This is a genomic window from Neolewinella persica DSM 23188, assembly GCF_000373105.1.
Lineage (GTDB): Bacteria > Bacteroidota > Bacteroidia > Chitinophagales > Saprospiraceae > Neolewinella > Neolewinella persica.
Map to the genome: position 1 here is coordinate 105,173 of NZ_KB890423.1, position 18,755 is coordinate 123,927.

At 47.8% G+C, this 18,755-nt stretch carries 17 protein-coding genes; 5 read left to right on the forward strand and 12 right to left on the reverse strand.

Translation table 11 applies throughout. The features are described 5' to 3' along the window. The first annotated feature begins 135 nt into the window (after positions 1–135). From B036_RS0108285 to B036_RS0108305, 5 genes are all read left to right on the forward strand, one after another. A complete protein-coding gene (locus tag B036_RS0108285; protein ID WP_020568231.1) occupies positions 136–717 on the forward strand; it encodes a Crp/Fnr family transcriptional regulator in 582 nt (193 codons plus the stop codon). Positions 718–933: 216 nt separating this feature from the next. Continuing rightward, positions 934–1,428 carry a GlcG/HbpS family heme-binding protein gene (locus tag B036_RS0108290; RefSeq protein WP_020568232.1) on the forward strand — a complete coding sequence of 165 codons (495 nt, stop codon included), beginning with the start codon at positions 934–936 and terminating at the stop codon, positions 1,426–1,428. Between the two features lie 186 nt (positions 1,429–1,614). Then, on the forward strand, positions 1,615–3,177 hold the full coding sequence (locus tag B036_RS0108295; RefSeq protein WP_211217380.1) for a Dabb family protein: 1,563 nt from the start codon (positions 1,615–1,617) through the stop codon (positions 3,175–3,177). Between the two features lie 172 nt (positions 3,178–3,349). Beyond that, entirely contained in the window at positions 3,350–3,682 is a 333-nt protein-coding gene (locus B036_RS0108300) for a hypothetical protein (RefSeq protein WP_020568234.1), read from the forward strand. A 303-nt stretch (positions 3,683–3,985) separates the two neighbouring features. Further along, positions 3,986–5,269, forward strand: a complete 1,284-nt coding sequence (locus B036_RS0108305) for a hypothetical protein (RefSeq protein ID WP_020568235.1) — start codon at positions 3,986–3,988, stop codon at positions 5,267–5,269. Between the two features lie 36 nt (positions 5,270–5,305). Here the strand turns inward: B036_RS0108305 and B036_RS28550 are convergent, their stop codons facing one another. The 12 genes from B036_RS28550 to B036_RS0108365 form a co-directional block, all read right to left on the reverse strand. Continuing rightward, positions 5,306–6,010, reverse strand: coding sequence for an NAD(P)H-hydrate epimerase (locus B036_RS28550; RefSeq protein ID WP_169435041.1), 705 nt, complete (start codon positions 6,008–6,010; stop codon positions 5,306–5,308). Between the two features lie 239 nt (positions 6,011–6,249). Beyond that, positions 6,250–6,363: a glutaredoxin family protein gene (locus B036_RS34510; RefSeq protein WP_020568237.1), complete on the reverse strand. Its 114-nt coding sequence runs from the start codon at positions 6,361–6,363 to the stop codon at positions 6,250–6,252. A gap of 43 nt (positions 6,364–6,406) precedes the next feature. After that, positions 6,407–6,904: an RNA polymerase sigma factor gene (locus tag B036_RS0108320; protein ID WP_020568238.1), complete on the reverse strand. Its 498-nt coding sequence runs from the start codon at positions 6,902–6,904 to the stop codon at positions 6,407–6,409. A gap of 92 nt (positions 6,905–6,996) precedes the next feature. After that, positions 6,997–7,380 (reverse strand): hypothetical protein, encoded by a 384-nt coding sequence (locus B036_RS0108325; RefSeq protein WP_020568239.1) that lies wholly within the window; start codon positions 7,378–7,380, stop codon positions 6,997–6,999. Beyond that, a complete protein-coding gene (locus B036_RS0108330) occupies positions 7,377–9,020 on the reverse strand; it encodes a CRTAC1 family protein (protein WP_157472082.1) in 1,644 nt (547 codons plus the stop codon). The genes B036_RS0108325 and B036_RS0108330 overlap by 4 nt, the downstream gene beginning before the upstream one ends. Positions 9,021–9,022: 2 nt before the next feature. Continuing rightward, the gene (locus B036_RS0108335) at positions 9,023–9,682 is read right to left on the reverse strand and encodes a DUF6796 family protein (protein WP_026231806.1); all 660 of its coding nucleotides are present in this window, start codon (positions 9,680–9,682) and stop codon (positions 9,023–9,025) included. Positions 9,683–9,762: 80 nt separating this feature from the next. Beyond that, complete coding sequence (locus tag B036_RS0108340) at positions 9,763–11,097, reverse strand: NAD(P)/FAD-dependent oxidoreductase (protein WP_157472083.1); 1,335 nt, start codon at positions 11,095–11,097, stop codon at positions 9,763–9,765. Between the two features lie 188 nt (positions 11,098–11,285). Then, the gene (locus B036_RS0108345; protein ID WP_020568244.1) at positions 11,286–12,107 is read right to left on the reverse strand and encodes an SDR family oxidoreductase; all 822 of its coding nucleotides are present in this window, start codon (positions 12,105–12,107) and stop codon (positions 11,286–11,288) included. A 41-nt stretch (positions 12,108–12,148) separates the two neighbouring features. Next, positions 12,149–14,107: an amylo-alpha-1,6-glucosidase gene (locus tag B036_RS0108350; protein ID WP_020568245.1), complete on the reverse strand. Its 1,959-nt coding sequence runs from the start codon at positions 14,105–14,107 to the stop codon at positions 12,149–12,151. Positions 14,108–14,114: 7 nt separating this feature from the next. Next, on the reverse strand, positions 14,115–16,754 hold the full coding sequence (locus tag B036_RS0108355; protein WP_020568246.1) for an MGH1-like glycoside hydrolase domain-containing protein: 2,640 nt from the start codon (positions 16,752–16,754) through the stop codon (positions 14,115–14,117). Between the two features lie 353 nt (positions 16,755–17,107). Further along, on the reverse strand, positions 17,108–17,617 hold the full coding sequence (locus B036_RS0108360; protein ID WP_020568247.1) for a dihydrofolate reductase: 510 nt from the start codon (positions 17,615–17,617) through the stop codon (positions 17,108–17,110). 119 nt (positions 17,618–17,736) lie between these two features. Further along, on the reverse strand, positions 17,737–18,753 hold the full coding sequence (locus B036_RS0108365; RefSeq protein ID WP_020568248.1) for a VOC family protein: 1,017 nt from the start codon (positions 18,751–18,753) through the stop codon (positions 17,737–17,739). Positions 18,754–18,755 lie beyond the last annotated feature (2 nt).

An 18,755-nucleotide genomic window follows, 5' to 3' on the forward strand; every position in this document is an offset into this window, starting at 1 on the left:
TACAGAAAAACCTTGCATATTTGCATCAAGACCATTCATTTCGGTGAAACAACGGAGGTTTTCCTCGTGACATAGAGGACGGTGCCGAAGTTCCGGTAGAGGGCACCACCCACCCTACGGCCAAAGAAGACGACAATGCCATACCACTTACTAAGAGAAAACATAAACAATTACCTGCCACTTTCTAACAAGGATTTGGACACCATCAGTGATTGTTTTACGCTTAAAGAAGTTAGTAAAAAGGTTTTTCTATTAAGGGGAGGTAAGACCTGTAGGTTCGAGGGCTTCGTTTTAGAGGGCTGCTTCAGGGTATTTACCTTAGATCAAAAAGGGAATGAGATCAACTTATACTTCGCAGTTGAAGGTTGGTGGTTGATGGACATCGATAGTTTTATGAACCAAACGCCCTCGGATTTATACATACAAGCGCTGGAGGATAGTAAAGTGCTCCTGATTAGCAAGGAAAGCAAAAGCAAGTTGTATGATTCGCTTCCAGTAGTGGAGAAGCTGTTTCGGATTATATTCCAAAAAGCACTGGTTTCGTGGCAAAGACGGTTGATACGCAATCATTGTCTGACCGCCAAAGAACGGTACTTCCATTTTATTGAGGCGTATCCGAACATCAGCACAAAATTGAGCAATAAACATATCGCTAGCTATCTGGGAATAAGTCATGAGTTTTTGAGTAAGATTAAAAACTCAAATAAGGCCACGTAGGAAACTGCTTTAACGGGCGTAAACCAAATTTTCGCATAAGACCGCTGTGTGACTGTTCGGCAGCCTTTGGGTTGCTGTTGAGCAGGCTTTAGCCTGAAGGTTAATTTACGACTGGTAAGCATAGTTATCAGCAGTTGAACTTGTTCAACTTTTTCATCAGATTCAATCCAGACATTTGCGTAAATAAAACATCAAATAGCGCTTAAATAACGGACTATGAAAGACAGTTTTAAACGTATCGTAAATATAAAAACATTGCTTTTAGCTGTCCTCCTTAGTGTTGGTAGTGTTCATGCCCAAAACGCCTATGACATTACCCACGGAGAAGCCCTGACGGCGATGATGGCGGCAAAAAAGCATGCTGAAAAATCGGATGTTTTGGTAAACATCGCAGTCGTTGACGCAGGAGCGAACTTAAAAGCCTTCATCCGTATGGATGGTTCGTTTTTAGGAAGTATTGACGTGGCCATCAAAAAGGCTAAAACTTCACGCTACTTCGATATTGACTCTGGCGAATTGGGGGAATTGACGCAGCCCGGAGGCATCATCTACAATATTGAACATTCTAACGGAGGACTTATGACCTTTCCCGGAGGGGTCCCAATCAAAGATGAAAATGGAACCATTATCGGAGCGATAGGTGTCAGCGGAGGCACAATCGAACAAGATCGTGCCATTGCTACTGCGGGGGCAAAAGCTATAATCGAGTAACTATTTTTTTGGAGAGGAACATCCTACTGGACATTTTTGGCTCCCTCTCCGTTGCGCTTTTGGCGAAACGAACCGGAGAGGGCGGGGGGTGAGGTTGAAAACCAAAAATGTCCAGTAGTCTGGGAGAGGTATATTAAAGCAGGCTCAAAAGTCTAGCTACAGATAAGTAATTCTTGTCTTAAAACATTGATCATCACTGTTGTACTTAAAAGTAAAATCATGCCTAGTATAAAATACACTATTCTTTTTGGCATAATGCTATTGTCTCAAATCTGTTTGTCTCAAACAACGGATGAGCTGATGCTCTACCGGCAAGACTTCAAGAGCATATCCGCTAACAATACGGTTACCATAACCAGTTACGAAAAAAACGAATCTCATTTCGTGTACGTGGGAGGCTTTGGAGGCCTTGATGTATTCAGCTTAAATAAAGAAGGGCAGCTAACACCGGTGAGCACCCATGAACTATACAAAAAAGAAGGACCAGCCAGAGGCATGGTTGCCGACAACATTAACGGAACAGACTTCCTATTCGTAGCCAACAAGCACGGGGATGCCATTGAAACGTTTAAGATCCTGGATGATGGATCCCTTGAGCAAGTCTCCTTAACCTTAGATACGGAGGAGACTTATCTGGGTACCGCCATTACTTTGCAGGTCGTTCATATGGAACAGGCATCCTACCTTTTCATTGGAGGGCTAGAAGAAACTCCGGGGTTGAGTAGTTTTAAAATTGAGGATGATGGCAAGTTGACCCACGTCCAGTCTATGCCAGACAATGAGAAAATTCATACGGACGGCATCATTGGGATGTTTACGCATAAAATCAAGGGTAAAACGTATTTATATACTGGGGGATTCCAAGATAATGGCGTCAGTAGTTTCAGAGTTGATGAAGATGGTCGGTTCAAAAACATTAATAACATTAGTGACAACACTACGGACAGGTACCTAACGGGCGCTTACCCCGTAACCGGAGTAGAATTGGGAGGCAATTATTACGTCATCGTCGGTCACAGGCATCATAAATACTACGATAGAGCTGGCAGCTTCATAAAAAACAAGGACTTCGTCTATCACGGTGACGCCGTAAGTGTTTTTAAGATCAATAAAAAGGGAGCTTTGGTGCTTCATTTCACGCTAAAAGATGATGACGGCACGAAACTATCAGGGCAAACCAGAATCGAAATAGTTTCAGTAACCGACAACGAAGCCGTTCTGGCGGTTGGTACGAGAGACGATGCCAGTATTCAACTTTGCAAGCTTGACGAAAATGGAATTCTTAGTCCCATCAATTATTTAGAAACTGGATTCTCTATTTATTACGGCTTGAGGTCTCATACAATAGGCGAAGACAACTTTCTCATTGCGGGATCTAATCGGTTCGATTTGCATAAAGTGGCTGCTTACAAGGTTGCCCCTGGAATTGATCGAAGCGAGAGAGTTCTAAGACACATCGTCAACCTGAAATACAAGGAAGAGGCCACGGAAGCGGAACTTGACGATGCGGTTGAAACGTTTTTAAACCTTAAAGACGAAATCCCGGGCATTGCAAATATTGAATGGGGAATAAACGACAGTACGGAAGGGGCCAGTAAAGGGTTTACTCATTCGTTTATCCTGACCTTCAATGATGAACACGCCAGAGAAGTTTATTTATTTCACAAAGCACATTTAGATCTGGTGAAAAAAGTGGGGCCAATAATAGCTGATGTTCTGGTTATGGATTACTGGACGAAAGCTAATTGATGTTCCAATAACAAGCAATTACTATTTCTCATTAAAGCATGAATAAGACGCTCGAATCGCCTTAATAAGGAGAATGGAAAATTTGATTTTATATTATTATGTTAACTAGAGTTTTGTAGAAAATTCTTCCCGTCCCGTTGTAGGGTAGGGGTGAAAGCGCATTTTAGCGATCATGCGTCCGAACCCTAAAAAATTAGTTGTCAGCTGCCTTCTGTTGATAATTATGCTGTATTTGATGTTGTACTTATTGATTGGAATGAAGCTTGGTGAAGGCCTGGCAAAGATTGCTAAAAGTGACGTACAAGGTCTGGATTTCGTTTCGCTGCTTTACTTCGTCACCACTGCAGTTGCAACGTTCTGGCTACAGTATGCATTTTCAAAGACTGAGTCTGGCAGAGATAGTGAGGCAAGAGCATTTGGCTTATCAGGGATAGTTCTCTTGATACCGCATCTGGCCGTGCTTTTAGTGGTTGTATTAAAATTTGCAAAACATTTATTCCTATAATTAATATTCTCTTAATCTCAGGCCTTAAACCCTAATCATTACTATAGCATCATAATCATTGAACGAACTCAAGTAAAACTCACCTTCCTACAATTATTCACTAGCCATTTTTCAAGCAGTGTATATTGGAATGAGCGAGAAGCTTTCAACGCTTGGCCACCAGAAGTTGCTGGTGGCTCTAGTGCATGATGTTTAACATAAGTTCTTGGACAAACACGTAAAAAAGTAGTAGATTAACGCAGCAAGTAAGAAAATGTTTGCTTGAGTCAGCCTTGACAGTTTTTGTAATCGAAACTAAAAGTAATGCCAGATATTTTCATCGAGTTTGGACCCCGCTCCATCTTATCTTTAGTAGGAATCGTAACCATCATCGGAGGAGTTTGGCACATCGACAGGTCATGGGACGAGGAGGGATCAAAAGCCTATGAGCGCGCCAAATCAAACTCAGACGGATCGGGAAAAGTAACCATTCCGCAGAAAGAAAAAGAGGCAGCGTTTCCGATGCCCATCGTGTTTATAGTTGGGTGGTTGATTTTTTCCGCGTCTTATCTGTTTCCTACGAGTGGGGAGTTTACGGTAGAATTGAGTGCTCCCATACTGGCAGCCATGGTGCTTTCCGTCATCCTAAGCATCGTTGCTTCCGTACCCATGGGCGATGCCGTAATGAACCGAAAAGCGGATAAAAAGAAAAAACTGGGGATGGCTTTTATGCTTTCGTGGGTTGGGCTAACCGTCGCTACGGGGCTCTCCTCCGAACTAGGAACACTCGCTTACGTTTTTTGTGGCTTAGGCGCGATGTCAATAATCGCAGCCATGCGCATACTGTGGAAATTCCGGAAGATGGGGGACTCTTGGGAACAAGATGGTCGTCCGAACCCAAACCCGGTCGTCTACAATCCAGGTGCTCCGCTTTTCGTCTTTGGGTGGTTTCTTTTTTGGGTAGGCATGGCATCCACAAATCAAGGGACACTAGAAAACGGAATTCCCTTCTATTTTAATCTGCGCACGGCCATGGCATTTTTTGCGGGCTGCGGTATGGTGCCCGTGGTCATGATGATCGACTATGCACACGACGAAGGCGCCAAGTACGTGGGCTTCGGTACTAACGGTACCTACTTCGGTCGGTTTTTCGAATCGCCAATTCCATTCATTACCATGTGGACAATATTCGGCTTGTCAAGTTTTGTAGCTATCGACAACACTTTTGTACAGCCCGACCTGCGCAAGTGGCTTTTACTAATAAATAGTTTGTTGCAAGCCGTAATGGCGGGTATCCTGATTCAGACCGCACTGTACAAAGGAAATTATCCTCTGAAGACTAAGCTGTCAATGGGGTTCGTCGTCCTCTTTTTGTTGCTAGCATTTAATATCGGGTTTGAAAAAGACGTGTCCATTTACCTAGCATTCGCGGGGGCTATGCTTGCGATAGCGGGGCAGAAGACCATATTCGGCGACCGAAAGCGTGGGGATTACTGGATGAAGAACGATGAAGAAAACCCCAATCCGATCGTGTATTCGTACGGGGAATTGTTCTTCATGGCCGGTTGGATTCTATCGTCAATCGCGATAGCGACACCGATGGATTGAAATAAGCTTGTTGAGATACTGCTATTTCCCTCTCCACTAGCTGAGACGTACAACATCGGACTCAACAAACAACTGACTACTGACCAACAATCCGATAGTTGAAGTACCGTATAGGGCAGGAGGAACACTGATGTTGCCCAGAAACAAATTCCCCACTTTAGGCACTGCCTTTTTTTCAAATAAGCCATGCTTTGGCAAGGCTAAGGTAAGTGTTGCGGCAGCCTTTATGGTCGGGTTATGTACCGTACCGGTGGTCAGGTCCAGACCGGAGGGAGTATCCAAAGCCAATACAGGTGCCTCCTGTTCGTTTGCCCAATCGATCATATCCTTCACTTTACCTCTCGGATCACCATTAATACTGTAACCTACAAGACCATCAATGATCAGGTCCGCAGAACTAACTTTATCAAGGTATTCGGGATCGACAATCGGGACACCCATGTTCTTCAGAATAGACAACTGATGGTTTGGTACAGGGGTCATCTTGTCAGCATTAGCAAGGTAAACGTAAATGTTACAGCCTAAGCTATGTAGGCGGCGGGCACATACCAACGCACCACCACCATTTCCACCATTTCCTGCCAGAACAACTACCTTTTTATTTTCAAGCGCCGTTTTCAGGAATTCTTCAACCGCAACCATCGCCAGGCAGCGTCCCGCGTTTTCCATCATTTGAATCAACTCAATGTTGTATACTTCTATCATTAGCCGATCGACCTCGATCATTTGATCTGTAGTCAAGTTGGGGATTTTTATATCCGTTTTTCTAATAGTACTCATCTTACTAATTGATTTAAACCAAATCTTTTAAGTATTCCCGGCGTACATCCGGACGACCACGTTTTCATTTATGCCAAACAGATCAGCGAGCGTGAGGTTATCCGGGTTTGAGAAGTTCTTTCCCAAGTGCGTGAGCGTTGGAATAATTCGTTTGCTATCGTTTATCCGCTCAAATAATCTTGTTGCTTCTTTTTCAAGGTCTAAATCAACAACTTAAAATTTATTTCATTGGCTTTGAGGTAGTCTTTTGCACGGCGGCAATCCGGGCACCAGTCGGCACCGTATAAGCTGGGAAGCGGAAGTTGGTTAGGCATGTTAATAAGTTTTGCGTTAATATGGATCAATAATTAGTAGTGGCTATAAGTCTGAAATTTGAACTCGTAAAAGTTTCCTTGCAGTAAATACCCTGCTCTTCACCGTGCCTACCGGCACGTCCAGACAGTTCGATATCTGCTGATAATTCATTCCCCTTAGCATCATCAGGAAAGTCTTTCGATAAATCTGAGGAATACGCTCTATCAACAAAGACAGATCTTCAGCACACAGTTTACCCATCACTGGATTTTCCACGGTATTTTGATTGATCCAACTGTCAGTAGGAGGTTTTTCAGATAGTAACTCTTTACGACGCTTATCTCTACGGTAATGCGATGCGAACGTATTGTACACAATTCGTTTTATCCAGCTACTAAGATTAGTATTATCCTCGTATTTATGCAGGTACTTATGTGCTAGATAATAAGACTCCTGCACCAGGTCCAGCGCCAATGTCCTTTCTTTAGTTAAAGAGATGGCTAAGCCGATACATTCTTGATACAATGGGCCATTGAGCCGTTGTAATTCCTCGGAAGTCATTTAATTGATTTGTGTGTATCTGTTGGCTTGTATCGAGAGTAGGGAATTAACAAATGGAGAGGCTTAAGCAGTCTCGGCCCGAATTTCGCGACTTACTCCAGTGGCTGTAGCGGAATGCTTCTTTCTGCAATTTTTAATAAAATGAGCGAAGTGAAAATTGCTAGCGAAATGAAGCACATGGGTGTACCATTGCTCGTTTTAGGGCACTCGGCAGTGCCCATGAGTTGCGTAGTGGTACCGTATGCCGCAATACTCCACGCCAGGATGGTTCCGGTAAAGAACAGCACCTGGTTCAACTCAAATAACTGAGCGAAGAACGGGATCAGGAAACAGGCCAGAATAATGTAACAGGCGGGTATCCCTAATAGCTCCGGACAAATATCACCAGCGTGAAATTGCCGGTAAGAAAGTCTGCCCGCACCGTATATGCCAAACATCAGAATCAGGAAAATGGCGTAATAGAGTACTTTACTCATTCCGTTTCGTTATCTGTTGTTTGTTGCGCCAACACGACCATCTTCGGAACCATCGTTCTTGCATTGATCTTCACGTCATCGAGGTTTTGTGTCCGCCCGTCGATATAGGTTATCTGAATACTTTTGATGTCATCTTTGCCTAAACCGAAGTGTACCGTCGCACTCTGATCGGAGACAAGACCTTCACCGATGACGTAATCTTCGGTGATGGTTTTACCGGAGCTGGTAACTACTTTAACCTTCGCACCGATGTTTTCGAAGTTTTCAGGGAAGGTCAGCTGGAGGTAATTGTTGTCTCCTCCTTCATTCAGAAAGGCGTTGACGGGGCCGTCTATATTGACCCATACCAGGTCTTGGTAACCATCCTGATTGAAGTCAGTTACCAGCGGCGTAATACCATAATGCTTATTTACGACTTTGCTTTCGTCTTCGGTAGCTCCAAACGTGTGATCCTCCTTCTGAATTAGCATCCTGCCGGGTAGCTTGAATATCTTATGCGGTGGCAGGGCAACATAGTTTTCAGCGACCATCAAGTCCTGTAAGCCGTCGTTGTTCATATCGGCGAATACGGCACCCCAGGAGAACTCAAAGTCTTTGACCTTAACCTTACCCGCGACATCTTCAAAAACAAAGTTGCCTTTATTCTCAAAGAAGAACCAGTCGGAATTAAAGAGGCTCTTGTCCTCAATGTTTCCGCTGGCCATGAAGTGGGGCACGGTGGAGCCGGTGTTGGAGAACATGAAGTCTACCAAACCGTCGTTGTTGTAGTCACCCACGGCAATGCCCATCGGGTAACCGAATTTACCGGTGGTGGGGTTGGGCATCATGTTGAAGGTGCCGTCGCCCTTGTTTTTGTACGATCTTACTTCTCCGGTGTCGTGGGCGACGATGAGGTCAAGGGAGCCATCGTTGTCTATGTCGACAAATACCCCCATAAAGGTATTGTGCTCGTAGTAGAGACCCGCTTGCCGGGTTACGTCGCTGAAAGTGTTGTCGCCATTGTTCATCAGCAACTGATCCGCCGGGCCATAGTCTGCGGTGAAATTATTCTGCCCCTGCATTTGCGCTTTGCGGATGTAGTTAGACAGGAAGATATCGAGAAAGCCATCTTTATTGATGTCACCGATCGCAAACCCAAGCGGAGTAGCGTCACTGGCCATTGTGTACTCGACCTTCTTTGGAGAAAAAACGGTTCCGGAGTTATAATAAATGGTTACTCCGTCTTCCCGGGAAATGATGAGGTCAGAGAAGCCGTTGTTGTCAAAATCCGCGGAGGCGGCAGCGAGGGTACTTACGCCTTCCTTTACCGGTAGGCCAAAGGATTTGCCAACAGACCGGAAAGCTCCGTCTTTAAAGCTGAACAATTCATCTTGCTGCTCCAAACCGCCGCCCAGGAATAGTTCATCCGTTCCGTCGTTGTCCACGTCGATCAGGCAGGAAGCCGTTACGGGAAGAGATTTATCTTTATTAAATTGGTGTGTGAAGCCAAGGGGTATTTCCTTAAATACGGGTATCATCTCCTCACTTATCGGGTTGTCGTAGGGATCATTTCCGTCGGTCCCAAACATGAAAGCGACAACCATCATCATAAGTAAAACCATACCTATGATAAAGAATAAAATATATTTTAGGTACTTCATAATTATTGGTAGTTTTTATTGAATTGAATTAAGGAAACACTGAAGAGGACAAAGTGTGCAACGTTCATGGCGATGGGCGCAATGTAGCGGCCAACGACGGGTACCGCGAAATAAATCCCGAAAACCAGTAACAGCAGCGCGAACGGATTGAAGAAGGCCATCCACCGGTCATAATAGGTGGAGGTTCTCAGAATAGCGGCTACGAAAGCAACCGACAATAATAATATGATGATTCGTAGTGCAGTGACCAACGATTCGCTGATCAGGGTGTAGTTGTCAAGTATTTCCTGATAGACTCCCGCTTCAATCTGTCCGCCGAGCTGAACGATGGTACCTAGGAACGCCCTTGAAGAAATCCAGAACCCGCCGACGGTAAACGCCAGGATCCCTAAACAGAAAACCGCCGCCGCCCACCGGCTGTCTTTACCTTTCAGCATCCGATATAGGTGGTAGTACCCAACGAAGTAAAACGGCGTACCGGCTACCGCTATAAAATGGCCGTAAATCAAATTCTGTTTGGGGATACTGGCAAAGAAATGGTAGTTCCCCGTATTCTCCGTCATGGTAGAACTGTAATGCAACAGGAACTCCCCGAAGCCTACGGTTATGCTGGCTAGTAGTCCTAGAAGTCCTGTGATCAAGACTATTTTTCTTTCGTTCATAGTTATTTATTTTTCCATTGTACCTGCGACCGCGCACCGTTCTTAAAATCCTTCATCTTCCAAGCAGTGGGCAGTCAGGTTCATTCTTTAGCAGCGTCGGTCTCGTCAACAAGTTCTTTTTCTAATGTTGGTTCCATAACCAGGCGGATGGAGCGTGAATAAGTGAAATAATTACTAACCCAGCTATACAGCGTTAGCATTCGGTTACGAAAACCTATCAAGTAATACAAGTGAACTACTACCCAGGATATCCAGGCCAGAAACCCACGAAAGTGCCAGCCGTTAGCTAAATCAGCCACCGCCTTATTACGACCGATTGTGGCCATATTTCCTTTGTCCAGGTATGTAAACGGAGTGGCTTCCTTACCGGCAGCCTGAGCGTTTAGGTTTTTCGCCAGCCTTTCTCCCATCTGAATGGCTACCTGGGCAACTCCGGGATAGCCACGTGGCCAATCTTCAGTAGTACGATGGGCCACGTCACCCAAAGCATAAATATTATCGTACCCGTTTACTAAGAGGTGATCATCTACCTGGTACTGCGACCGGGCAACGGCCGTTTCTACGAGTCCCGGCACCAAACAACCTTTAACACCCGCGCCCCAGATAAGGGTAGCGCAGGGAAGCTTCTCTCCCCCTTTGAATGTGGCGACGCTTCCGTCATAGTGTTCCACAAACTGCCCGAAAAATAACTCGACCCCCATCGCTTCTAAATCCGCCCGGGCATCTTCACTTGACCTATCGGAGAAAGCAGCAAGCAGCTGATCGCTCCCTTCAGCAAGGATGATACGCATTTTACCAATGTCACTATCTGGGTAGTCCCGTTTCAAGACATGGTCACGCAGTTCTGCCAAGGCACCGGCCATTTCTACTCCGGTAGGACCGCCGCCAACAATGAGGAACGTCAGTAGTCGCTGGCGTTCTTCTTCGGCGGAAGTCAGTTCCAAGCGCTCCAGGGTCTGAAACAAGTGATTGCGCAGTCGACGCGCGTCCGCGAGGGTCTTAAGCGGTAAGCCGAGCTTTGCGATTTCCGTGTTTCCAAAAAAATTAGCTTCCGTTCCCGTTGCGATGACGAGGTGGTCGTAGCTTACGGAACCTGCGCTCGTAACTACGACCTTTGCTTCCGGCTTAATGTCGCGGACGGCCAGCATCCGGAAGTGAAAATTTTGCTTCCGCCGCAAAGCTTTCCGAAGAGGCCCAACTATACTGGGCGCTTCCAAACCAGCAGTGGCCACTTGATACAATAGTGGAATGAAGGTGTGGAAATTATTCCGGTCAAATAACACTACCTGATAGTGCACATTATCTAACTGCTTGATAAAGTTCAGCCCGCCAAAACCTCCTCCGATAACGACAACGCGCGGCAGATCGGTAGCGGGGATGTTAAGTTCGGTCTTCATTACATTCTCGGTCTTCATAATATTGGTTTTAGCGGCTTCTGCACCGTTGATTCTGGCTAAAAAGGCGCTAATTTCTGGTAAACTCCCTTTCGTGTCCTTGCCGTCCCAACTTCCTTTGCACCTGCGGCCGCGCCCTCCTCAATACTTTAAGAATAATCAGGCGCGAACGCAGGTGCAAAGGAAGTTGAATGAGCAGTGTTGCCTTCTTACCCATTGACGGTAAAGCCAGGATAGCAGGTCATTCCACCATCGACGAAGAGCGTAGTCCCTGTTATATAATCCGACTCGTCGGTTGCCAGCCAGACGGCCGCGGAACCAATGTCAGAAGGCTGGCCTATCCGGTTGTAGGGAATTAGCTTGTTTAACTCCTTCAGGGCTTCGGGGGTACCCCAGGCTTCCTTGTTGATTGGCGTCTTGATCGCTCCTGGAGCGATGCTGTTCACCCGGATTTTCTGCGGGCCGTATTCCTGCGCCAGCGATTCCATGAGCATTACGATGGCTCCCTTGGAAGCCGCATAGTTAGCATGTTTCGCCCAGGGAATGATCTGATGAACTGAACTCATGTGGATTATTTTACCCAGGGCATGAGATACGTCCGGGCGCATTCCACGGCCCAGGAATTCCCTAACGGCCTCCCGGGCGCAAAGAAACTGACCGGTCAGGTTTACGTCGATCACCTTTTGCCACTGCTTCAACGTCATCTCGTGAAAGGCGGCGTCCTGCTGCAAACCGGCATTAGCTACGAGGATATCAACGGTTCCATATTTATCCTTAGCGGTTTTGAACATGGCCTGTACCTGGTCTTCCTTACTGACGTCGGCCTGAACCGCAATGGCCGTTCCATGATACTTCATGGAAGTAATTTCGTGGGCAATCTCTTCGGCTGTTTCCTTATCGTCAAGGTAATTTACAATCACGTTAGCGCAGTCTTTACCCATCGCAATGGCGACCTCTTTTCCGATACCCGAACTGGCACCGGTGACGATGCAAGTCTGGTTTATGAGTCTTGAATTTGGTTTTTGGTACATATAATTTGTCTTTGTTTTTTAGAAAAGGGTAGTCTGTTTATTTATCCGGCCAGCAAGGTTTGGATAACGGCTGCTACGGACCAAGCTTGATGAGCCGTTCCCCGGCCACCCCGAGGTTCGGAACCGTCAAATATCTCGGAAACGCCGTGCAAGCAATCCTGCTCGTAAAAGTGTTTTTTAAGGGGTTCCAGATTGGCCTCGATCTCTTTATTTATCTTTTGAGTATTCCCGAAGAGCTTACGCTGAGCCGCATAGTATTCCCCCAGCAGGAAGGGCCAGATCGTCCCCTGGTGATAGGCGGTATCCCGTTCCCAGGTGTTGCCTCCGTAAGTAGGCTTAAAGTCGGGATGGTCCGGGGCCAGGGTACGTAAGCCCAGGGGAGTAAATAGTTGCGCCTGCACTGCTTTGAAAACAGACTTTCCGTCGGCCTTACTGAGTAGTGGAAAGGGCAGACTGAGGGCGTACAGCTGATTGGGCCGCATTGACTCGTCCGCAGGCTTTCCGGGAATCACAACGTCGTTCAGGTAACCCGCTTCGTTCATAAAGTGCTTCTTGAAGTTGGCCTTTATGGCTTTACTGACCTCCAGTACACGGTTGCGATTTTCATCGCTTTTTGCCAGCCCCACTTTATCAAAGAAATACAGATAGATTTTGAGGGCATTGTACCATAGTGCCTGTATTTCCACCGGACAACCGTGGCGAGGAGTGACCACATAGCCGTCCACCTTGGCGTCCATCCAGGTAAGTTGGATACCTTCCTCGCCAGCGTAAAGGAATCCTTCGTCGAGGGTATGGATGTTGTAGCGGGTACCATCTAAGTGGTGCTGGATAATATCGCCCAGCTTGTCCAGGTTTTCCTTCACCAAGTCCAGGTCATCAAAGGCGAGGTGGTACTCATACATCGCTACGAAAAGCCAGAGAGTCGCATCCACGGTATTGTACTCAACCTCCTGGTTGGTGTCGTCCGGAAAACGGTTCGGCAGCATACCTCCGTCCAGGTAATGAAGGAAGGTATTGATGATCGAGGCGCTCACCTCCTTTTTTCCGGTGGCAATGCACAGGCCCCGCATGGCAATCATTGTATCCCGACCCCAATCGGTGAACCAGTGGTAGCCCGCCAAAATGGTATGGGAGTCTGTAGAAGCCCGGCGAACGATGAATTGCTCACCGGCCACCAGCAGATCTTTCAGAAATGCATCATCCTGGCCTTGCGAAATTGCCTTAAGCCGCTTCAGCTCCACGGCGACCAACTTATCGACCCGGCGGCCGACAACGAATTTATCTGCGCAAAACATCAAGTGGTAGGTCTCGCCCGGCGCTATAGTCTTGGTTACTTCACCGATGGTGCGGGCATCCTCCCGGAAATCCAATCCTCGGTACTCCTCCTTGGTATAAGTAAGGTTTTCGATCCAGTGCTTTTGAGCAGTAAACTTGCCCTTACCGAAAAACCAGAAAAGCGGATTGGCACCGTAGCGAGCGTGTATTTTAAGTTGTTGAGCTTCCTCCTCATGGTAGAAGTCGTACTGCTCGTTTACTTTGAAAAGTGCGTGGTAGTCACGGTCCACAAAGTAAGGAGTGATGGCCAGATCAAAGGTGGCATCGCCGATGTTGGTATACGTTACGATAACAGCGTTGGAGCCGTACTCCATCAGGATGGACTTCTTCAATTTGTGTTCCCCGGTGTCGTACTCCCAACTTGGTACCGGGCTGGCGGAAAAACCGGTCAGGTGCTCGAAGCCGCGGGGATGCACCGTATTGTCGGGGAACTGATTGGACGAAAGGTCGATCCACTCGTCTTCTCCGGAACCGATGCGTTCTTCGATCTTACTGACCAACACGCTTCGATCCGTCGGCGGGTTGGCCGAAGCTACGAGCAGGCCGTGGTAACGTCGGGTATTGGCACCGCTCACCGTACCGGAGGCATACCCACCGATACCATTTGTGATCAGCCATTCCTTTGCGGAGGTTTCCTCAAAACCAGGTTGCTTGAAATCTATCATAACAGCGCTATTTTAGTTGGGTGATCAATTCAGCGACGATGCCCGTCCAGCCCGTTTGGTGGGATGCACCAACGCCCCGACTGTTATCCCCGTGGAAGTATTCATAGAAAAGGACGAGGTCTTTGAAGTGAGGGTCGTCTTGGTAAATGGTCGCCTCCCCGTGGGCGTGACGTCTTCCGTTTTTGTCCTTGGTAAAAATGGAGACAAGACGGTGGGTAATGTCAAGACACGCCTGGTGGAGGTCGACTGCCCGGCCACTTCCCGCCGGACACTCGACGCCGAGTGTCCCCTGATAGAAGTAATCGAAGTGATGCAAGGACTCCAAGATTAAATAGTTCATGGGCATCCATACGGGGCCTCGCCAGTTGGAATTGCCCCCAAACAAGCCAGAACTGGATTCTCCCGGTTCATACTTCAAGCCGAATTCTTCGCCGGCGATTTGGATGGAATAGCCGTCCTTATGAATTTTGGACAGCGAACGAATACCTCCCGGCGCAAAGAACTCCTCTTCATCGAGTAGTGCTTCCAGCATCTTTTCCAACCGGTATTTGGGCACAAGCGCGAGAAGGATGTCTCCGGTTGTTTCCGACTCTTCGATGCTGACGGAGAAGTCGGCAGTAGGCCGATGCTTCCGGTACCAGTTAAAGCGCGTCATGAAATCGGGGAGATTCTCTAATCGCCGTTTGTCCATCACCATGGTCGCAAACATGGTGGTGAGGCCAACCAGAGAGCGCACCTTTAACGGAGTCCTGGAACCATCAGGCAGTACCAACATGTCGTAGAAGAAACCTTCATTCTCATCCCACGAACCTTCGTACTTTTCGGTAATGCTGTTGAGGGATTCGGAGATAAGAACAAAGTGCTCGAAAAACTTCGTTGCAACATCCTCGAAGCTTTTGTCGGTTTGGGCTATTTCCAGCGCCATGTCGAGCATATTGAGGGAATACATCGCCATCCAACCCGTTCCGTCGGCCTGCTCGAGGTGACCACCGCCAGGAATGGTTGCACTCCGGTCGAAGATCCCGATGTTGTCTAGTCCGAGGAAGCCTCCCTCGAAAATGTTGTTGTCGTTGGTGTCAACTTTATTGACCCACCAGGTGAAGTTGATGAGTAACTTCTGGAAGACGCGCTTCAGGAACATAACATCACCTTCTCCCTTGCTTTCTTTGTCCATACGGTAGACCTTGAGGCAGGCCCAGGCGTGGACGGGTGGGTTTACGTCTCCGAAACTCCATTCGTAGGCTGGGATTTGACCGTTGGGCCGCATATACCATTCCCTCAGGAACAGAATGAGTTGTTTTTTTGCGAAATCCGGATCGATCTTAGCAATGGGGACACAGTGAAAGGCGAGATCCCAGGCCGCATACCAGGGGTACTCCCACTTATCCGGCATAGAGATAATATCCTCGTTATTCAGTGTTTGCCAGTCGCTGTTACGGCCATTTTTCCGGTTTTCTGGTGGGCTGGGTTGTTTGGGGTCACCGTTTAACCAGGTCGGGATATCGATGTAGTAAAACTGCTTTGACCACATCATCCCGGCAAAGGCCTGCCGTTGGATGTTCTTGAGGTCATCGTTGAGGTCATCGTCGTGCTGGGTAGCGTAAAAGTCGTCGGCTTCCTGGATACGGTCGGCGAAAACCTGATCGAACGCCTTGCCCAGCGGGTCTTTTTTAACGGCGTTGGCACTCAGCCGTAAACGAATCTCCTTCGAGTCACCCCCTTCGATAGTGAACTGGTAATGAGGACTGCACTTAGTGCCGGACTTTACCGAGGTGACGGCTTCGAAATCGTTACTGACAACCGCATCGTTGATGCTGTCCTTGACGAGCGGGTTGGCATTGGGGGTACCGAAAATCCGCTCCGTATTCGTCTCGTTTTCGGCAAACAGCACGTTTTCGACGGCGTCGAAATACAGATGGTAGGTCCCGACCTGGTCGTGCTGAACTTTTACGCTCCCCGTTTTCTTGGTTGCTTTATCCAGCTCGATGATGGGCTTTTCTACGTCTACAAAAGACCATTGGTTACGAACCAGGAGCGTCGGTAATAGGTGAATGGACGCTGCCTCAGCCGCTCGGTTGTGGACTGTGATTTTGATCAGGATGTCCTTTTCGTCGGCTTTCGCGTATTCGGTAAATACGTCGAAATACTTGCCGTCGTCAAAGACCCCCGTGTTCAGTATTTCGTATTCGCCTTCTTCTTTCGAACGGTTTTTGTTGGTGCTCACCAGGTCAGCATACGGATAAGCTGCCTGCGGATATTTGTACAGGTGCTTCATGTAAGAATGCGTCGGAGTACTGTCCAGGTAGTAGTACAGTTCCTTCACGTCTTCTCCGTGGTTGCCTTCGTTACCGGTCAAGCCGTAAAGGCGCTCCTTAATGATGGGGTCGTGGGTATTCCACAGGGCTACGCTAAAACATAAATGGCAATGATTGTCGCTGATGCCGGCGATGCCGTCTTCTCCCCAACGATAGGTGCGGCTGCGGGCGTGGTCATGAGGCAAATATTCCCATGCCGTTCCGTTTTCGCTGTAATCCTCCCGCACCGTTCCCCATTGCCGTTCACTCAGGTAGGGGCCCCACTTCATCCAGTGCTTTTCCTTGGTGTAGTGCTGTTCGAGTCGCTGGTGTTCTTTGGTGGTATGTTTCACTGCTTTGTTATTTTATTAAGAGTGGTTTGATGCGGTATTTTCACTAGGTTTCTGGAAAATTAAGCCTTTTTTGATGTCTCAGCAACGGTAAGATGTCTTCAAATTCGCTATGTATTAATTTTTTGAACTAGAATGATGTTTCATGCCGGGCGAGGTAACTTCTGCTAACTTTCATTGCCCCTGGGTCCGCGCCCAACTCATTGCTATCAAAGGAAAAGGTGGGCGCGAACGCAGGTGCAATGAAATGTTGAAGAAGCTGGGTGGCTAAATAGCGTAATATCCTCTGTTACTGGTTTAGGCTGCTCATCTCCGTGGCGATCACTACCTTCAATTTGTCATTCTAGGCCACAGTCTTAGGGCACCCCAAATCGCTCCAGAATAGTAGTTCTGAACGCAAATTCGTTGTCATCGTCAGCCGGATGATCCTGACCCCACGTCTCTTCCCATTCTTTGGGTTCCAGTTTCGGGAAAAAACTATCCGCACCTTCTATGGTCGTCCGGACATGCGTGAGGTAAACCCGTTCAGCGTAGGGCAGAAAAGAACTGTAAATTGCCTCCCCGCCGATAATAAAGGCCTCGGTGGCTTGCCGGATAAGAGGCAGTCGGAGCACCTCCTCGACGGAGTGACAAACCGTCACACCCGGCACGGAGAAATTTTCATCATGGGTAAGTACTATTGTTGTGGTGCCCTCAATCGGTTTGCTCTCTAACTCCTCGGTGAACGTGCGACGGCCAATAACGACGGGGCTGTTATGAACAGTCCTCAAGAAGTAAGCGTACTCAGCGGGTAACGACCAGGGGAGATCGCCGGATTTACCGATACCGCGGTGTCTGTCCTGAGCGGCGATGATGGATAATTGCATGAGTAAATTACGTTTTTAAAACTATTCTTTGCACCTGCAGTTACGCCCCTAAATGCTTTATTGCTGGCAAATTATTTGGGTTGAAAAATGGATGGGCGGTTACCGTATCCTGGTCGGCATCACTCATAAATTAGGAAGGCATGATTTCTGGCACCACGAAAAAGAAAAGCTTTGCTCATTTCCAGCTCACCGTTTTCCAGTTCAATAATTCCTTTAGAAACAAGCGGATATTTCTTAGCGGTTACGGCTGCGTAGGTGCTATCCACATCAGCAACCCGGATCGCGGTATGCCAGTGCCATAAATCGGTCAGCCGGCTATCGGTAGGGTAGGGGCGACCACCAGGTGGAGCTACGTAATCGAGTATTTCCAGGCCCATCCCCTTTAAGGCTTGCAACCCGGTAATGAATAGCCGGGCACCAAACACTTGGTTGAGGTGCTCCTGCTCGCTACCGTAATTCTCACTACGACCGGCAACCTCCAGCCCGAGGGTATTGCAATAAAAAGACATGCATTCATGACTGGCGTCAACAACGATCGCCGTGTGGTCGATGCCCAGGAACAAATCATCTCCACAGAGCTGCCATTTGGGATCGCCTTTCCCGTCCGGGAAAGAGATCAGTTCCAGGTTATGACCGTCAGGATCACGAAAGTAAAAGGCGCTAATGCCCGCCGCTGGTCCCAGATAATCCGGCAGGGTCTGGGGAGCGGTTGAAACATGGCGGACGTGGTGACTGCTCAAATGCTCGTAAGCCGCATTCATATCGCTGACCACTATAGCAAGGTGCTGAAACCAACCGTCGTTACTTCTGCTGTCCGGCGGGATGGCGCGTCCTTCGGTTGTTCCCGCGAACTCCATCAATTCAATTCGCTCGTTGCCCAACCGCAGACGGGCCACCTTCAAACGGGCGTCTTTTTCCACAATGCCAAACAACTGCTGTATTCCTTCGCACGCCAGTGAGTATTCTTTTTCTACCGAGAAGGATAATACCCGGGCGTAAAAGTCCAAGGCGACGGCAAGGTCGGCCACGGTAATCCAGACACTCGAGATGGCCTCGGGAACACCGGAACGGTTCGCGGTTGCTTTTACGCAAGCGTTCGCAGGATGATGAGGAGTTATGGAAGTGGTATCGTTCATAA

Coding starts and splice junctions, on each gene's coding strand:
- B036_RS0108305 (WP_020568235.1), top strand. CDS start 3,986: ATGCCAGATATTTTCATCGAGTTTGGACCCCGCTCCATCTTATCTTTA.
- B036_RS0108325 (WP_020568239.1), bottom strand. CDS start 7,380: ATGAGTAAAGTACTCTATTACGCCATTTTCCTGATTCTGATGTTTGGC.
- B036_RS0108300 (WP_020568234.1), top strand. CDS start 3,350: ATGCGTCCGAACCCTAAAAAATTAGTTGTCAGCTGCCTTCTGTTGATA.
- B036_RS0108350 (WP_020568245.1), bottom strand. CDS start 14,107: ATGATAGATTTCAAGCAACCTGGTTTTGAGGAAACCTCCGCAAAGGAA.
- B036_RS0108330 (WP_157472082.1), bottom strand. CDS start 9,020: ATGAAGTACCTAAAATATATTTTATTCTTTATCATAGGTATGGTTTTA.
- B036_RS34510 (WP_020568237.1), bottom strand. CDS start 6,363: ATGCCTAACCAACTTCCGCTTCCCAGCTTATACGGTGCCGACTGGTGC.
- B036_RS0108360 (WP_020568247.1), bottom strand. CDS start 17,617: ATGCAATTATCCATCATCGCCGCTCAGGACAGACACCGCGGTATCGGT.
- B036_RS0108290 (WP_020568232.1), top strand. CDS start 934: ATGAAAGACAGTTTTAAACGTATCGTAAATATAAAAACATTGCTTTTA.
- B036_RS0108335 (WP_026231806.1), bottom strand. CDS start 9,682: ATGAACGAAAGAAAAATAGTCTTGATCACAGGACTTCTAGGACTACTA.
- B036_RS0108365 (WP_020568248.1), bottom strand. CDS start 18,753: ATGAACGATACCACTTCCATAACTCCTCATCATCCTGCGAACGCTTGC.
- B036_RS0108340 (WP_157472083.1), bottom strand. CDS start 11,097: ATGAAGACCGAGAATGTAATGAAGACCGAACTTAACATCCCCGCTACC.
- B036_RS0108285 (WP_020568231.1), top strand. CDS start 136: ATGCCATACCACTTACTAAGAGAAAACATAAACAATTACCTGCCACTT.
- B036_RS0108320 (WP_020568238.1), bottom strand. CDS start 6,904: ATGACTTCCGAGGAATTACAACGGCTCAATGGCCCATTGTATCAAGAA.
- B036_RS0108345 (WP_020568244.1), bottom strand. CDS start 12,107: ATGTACCAAAAACCAAATTCAAGACTCATAAACCAGACTTGCATCGTC.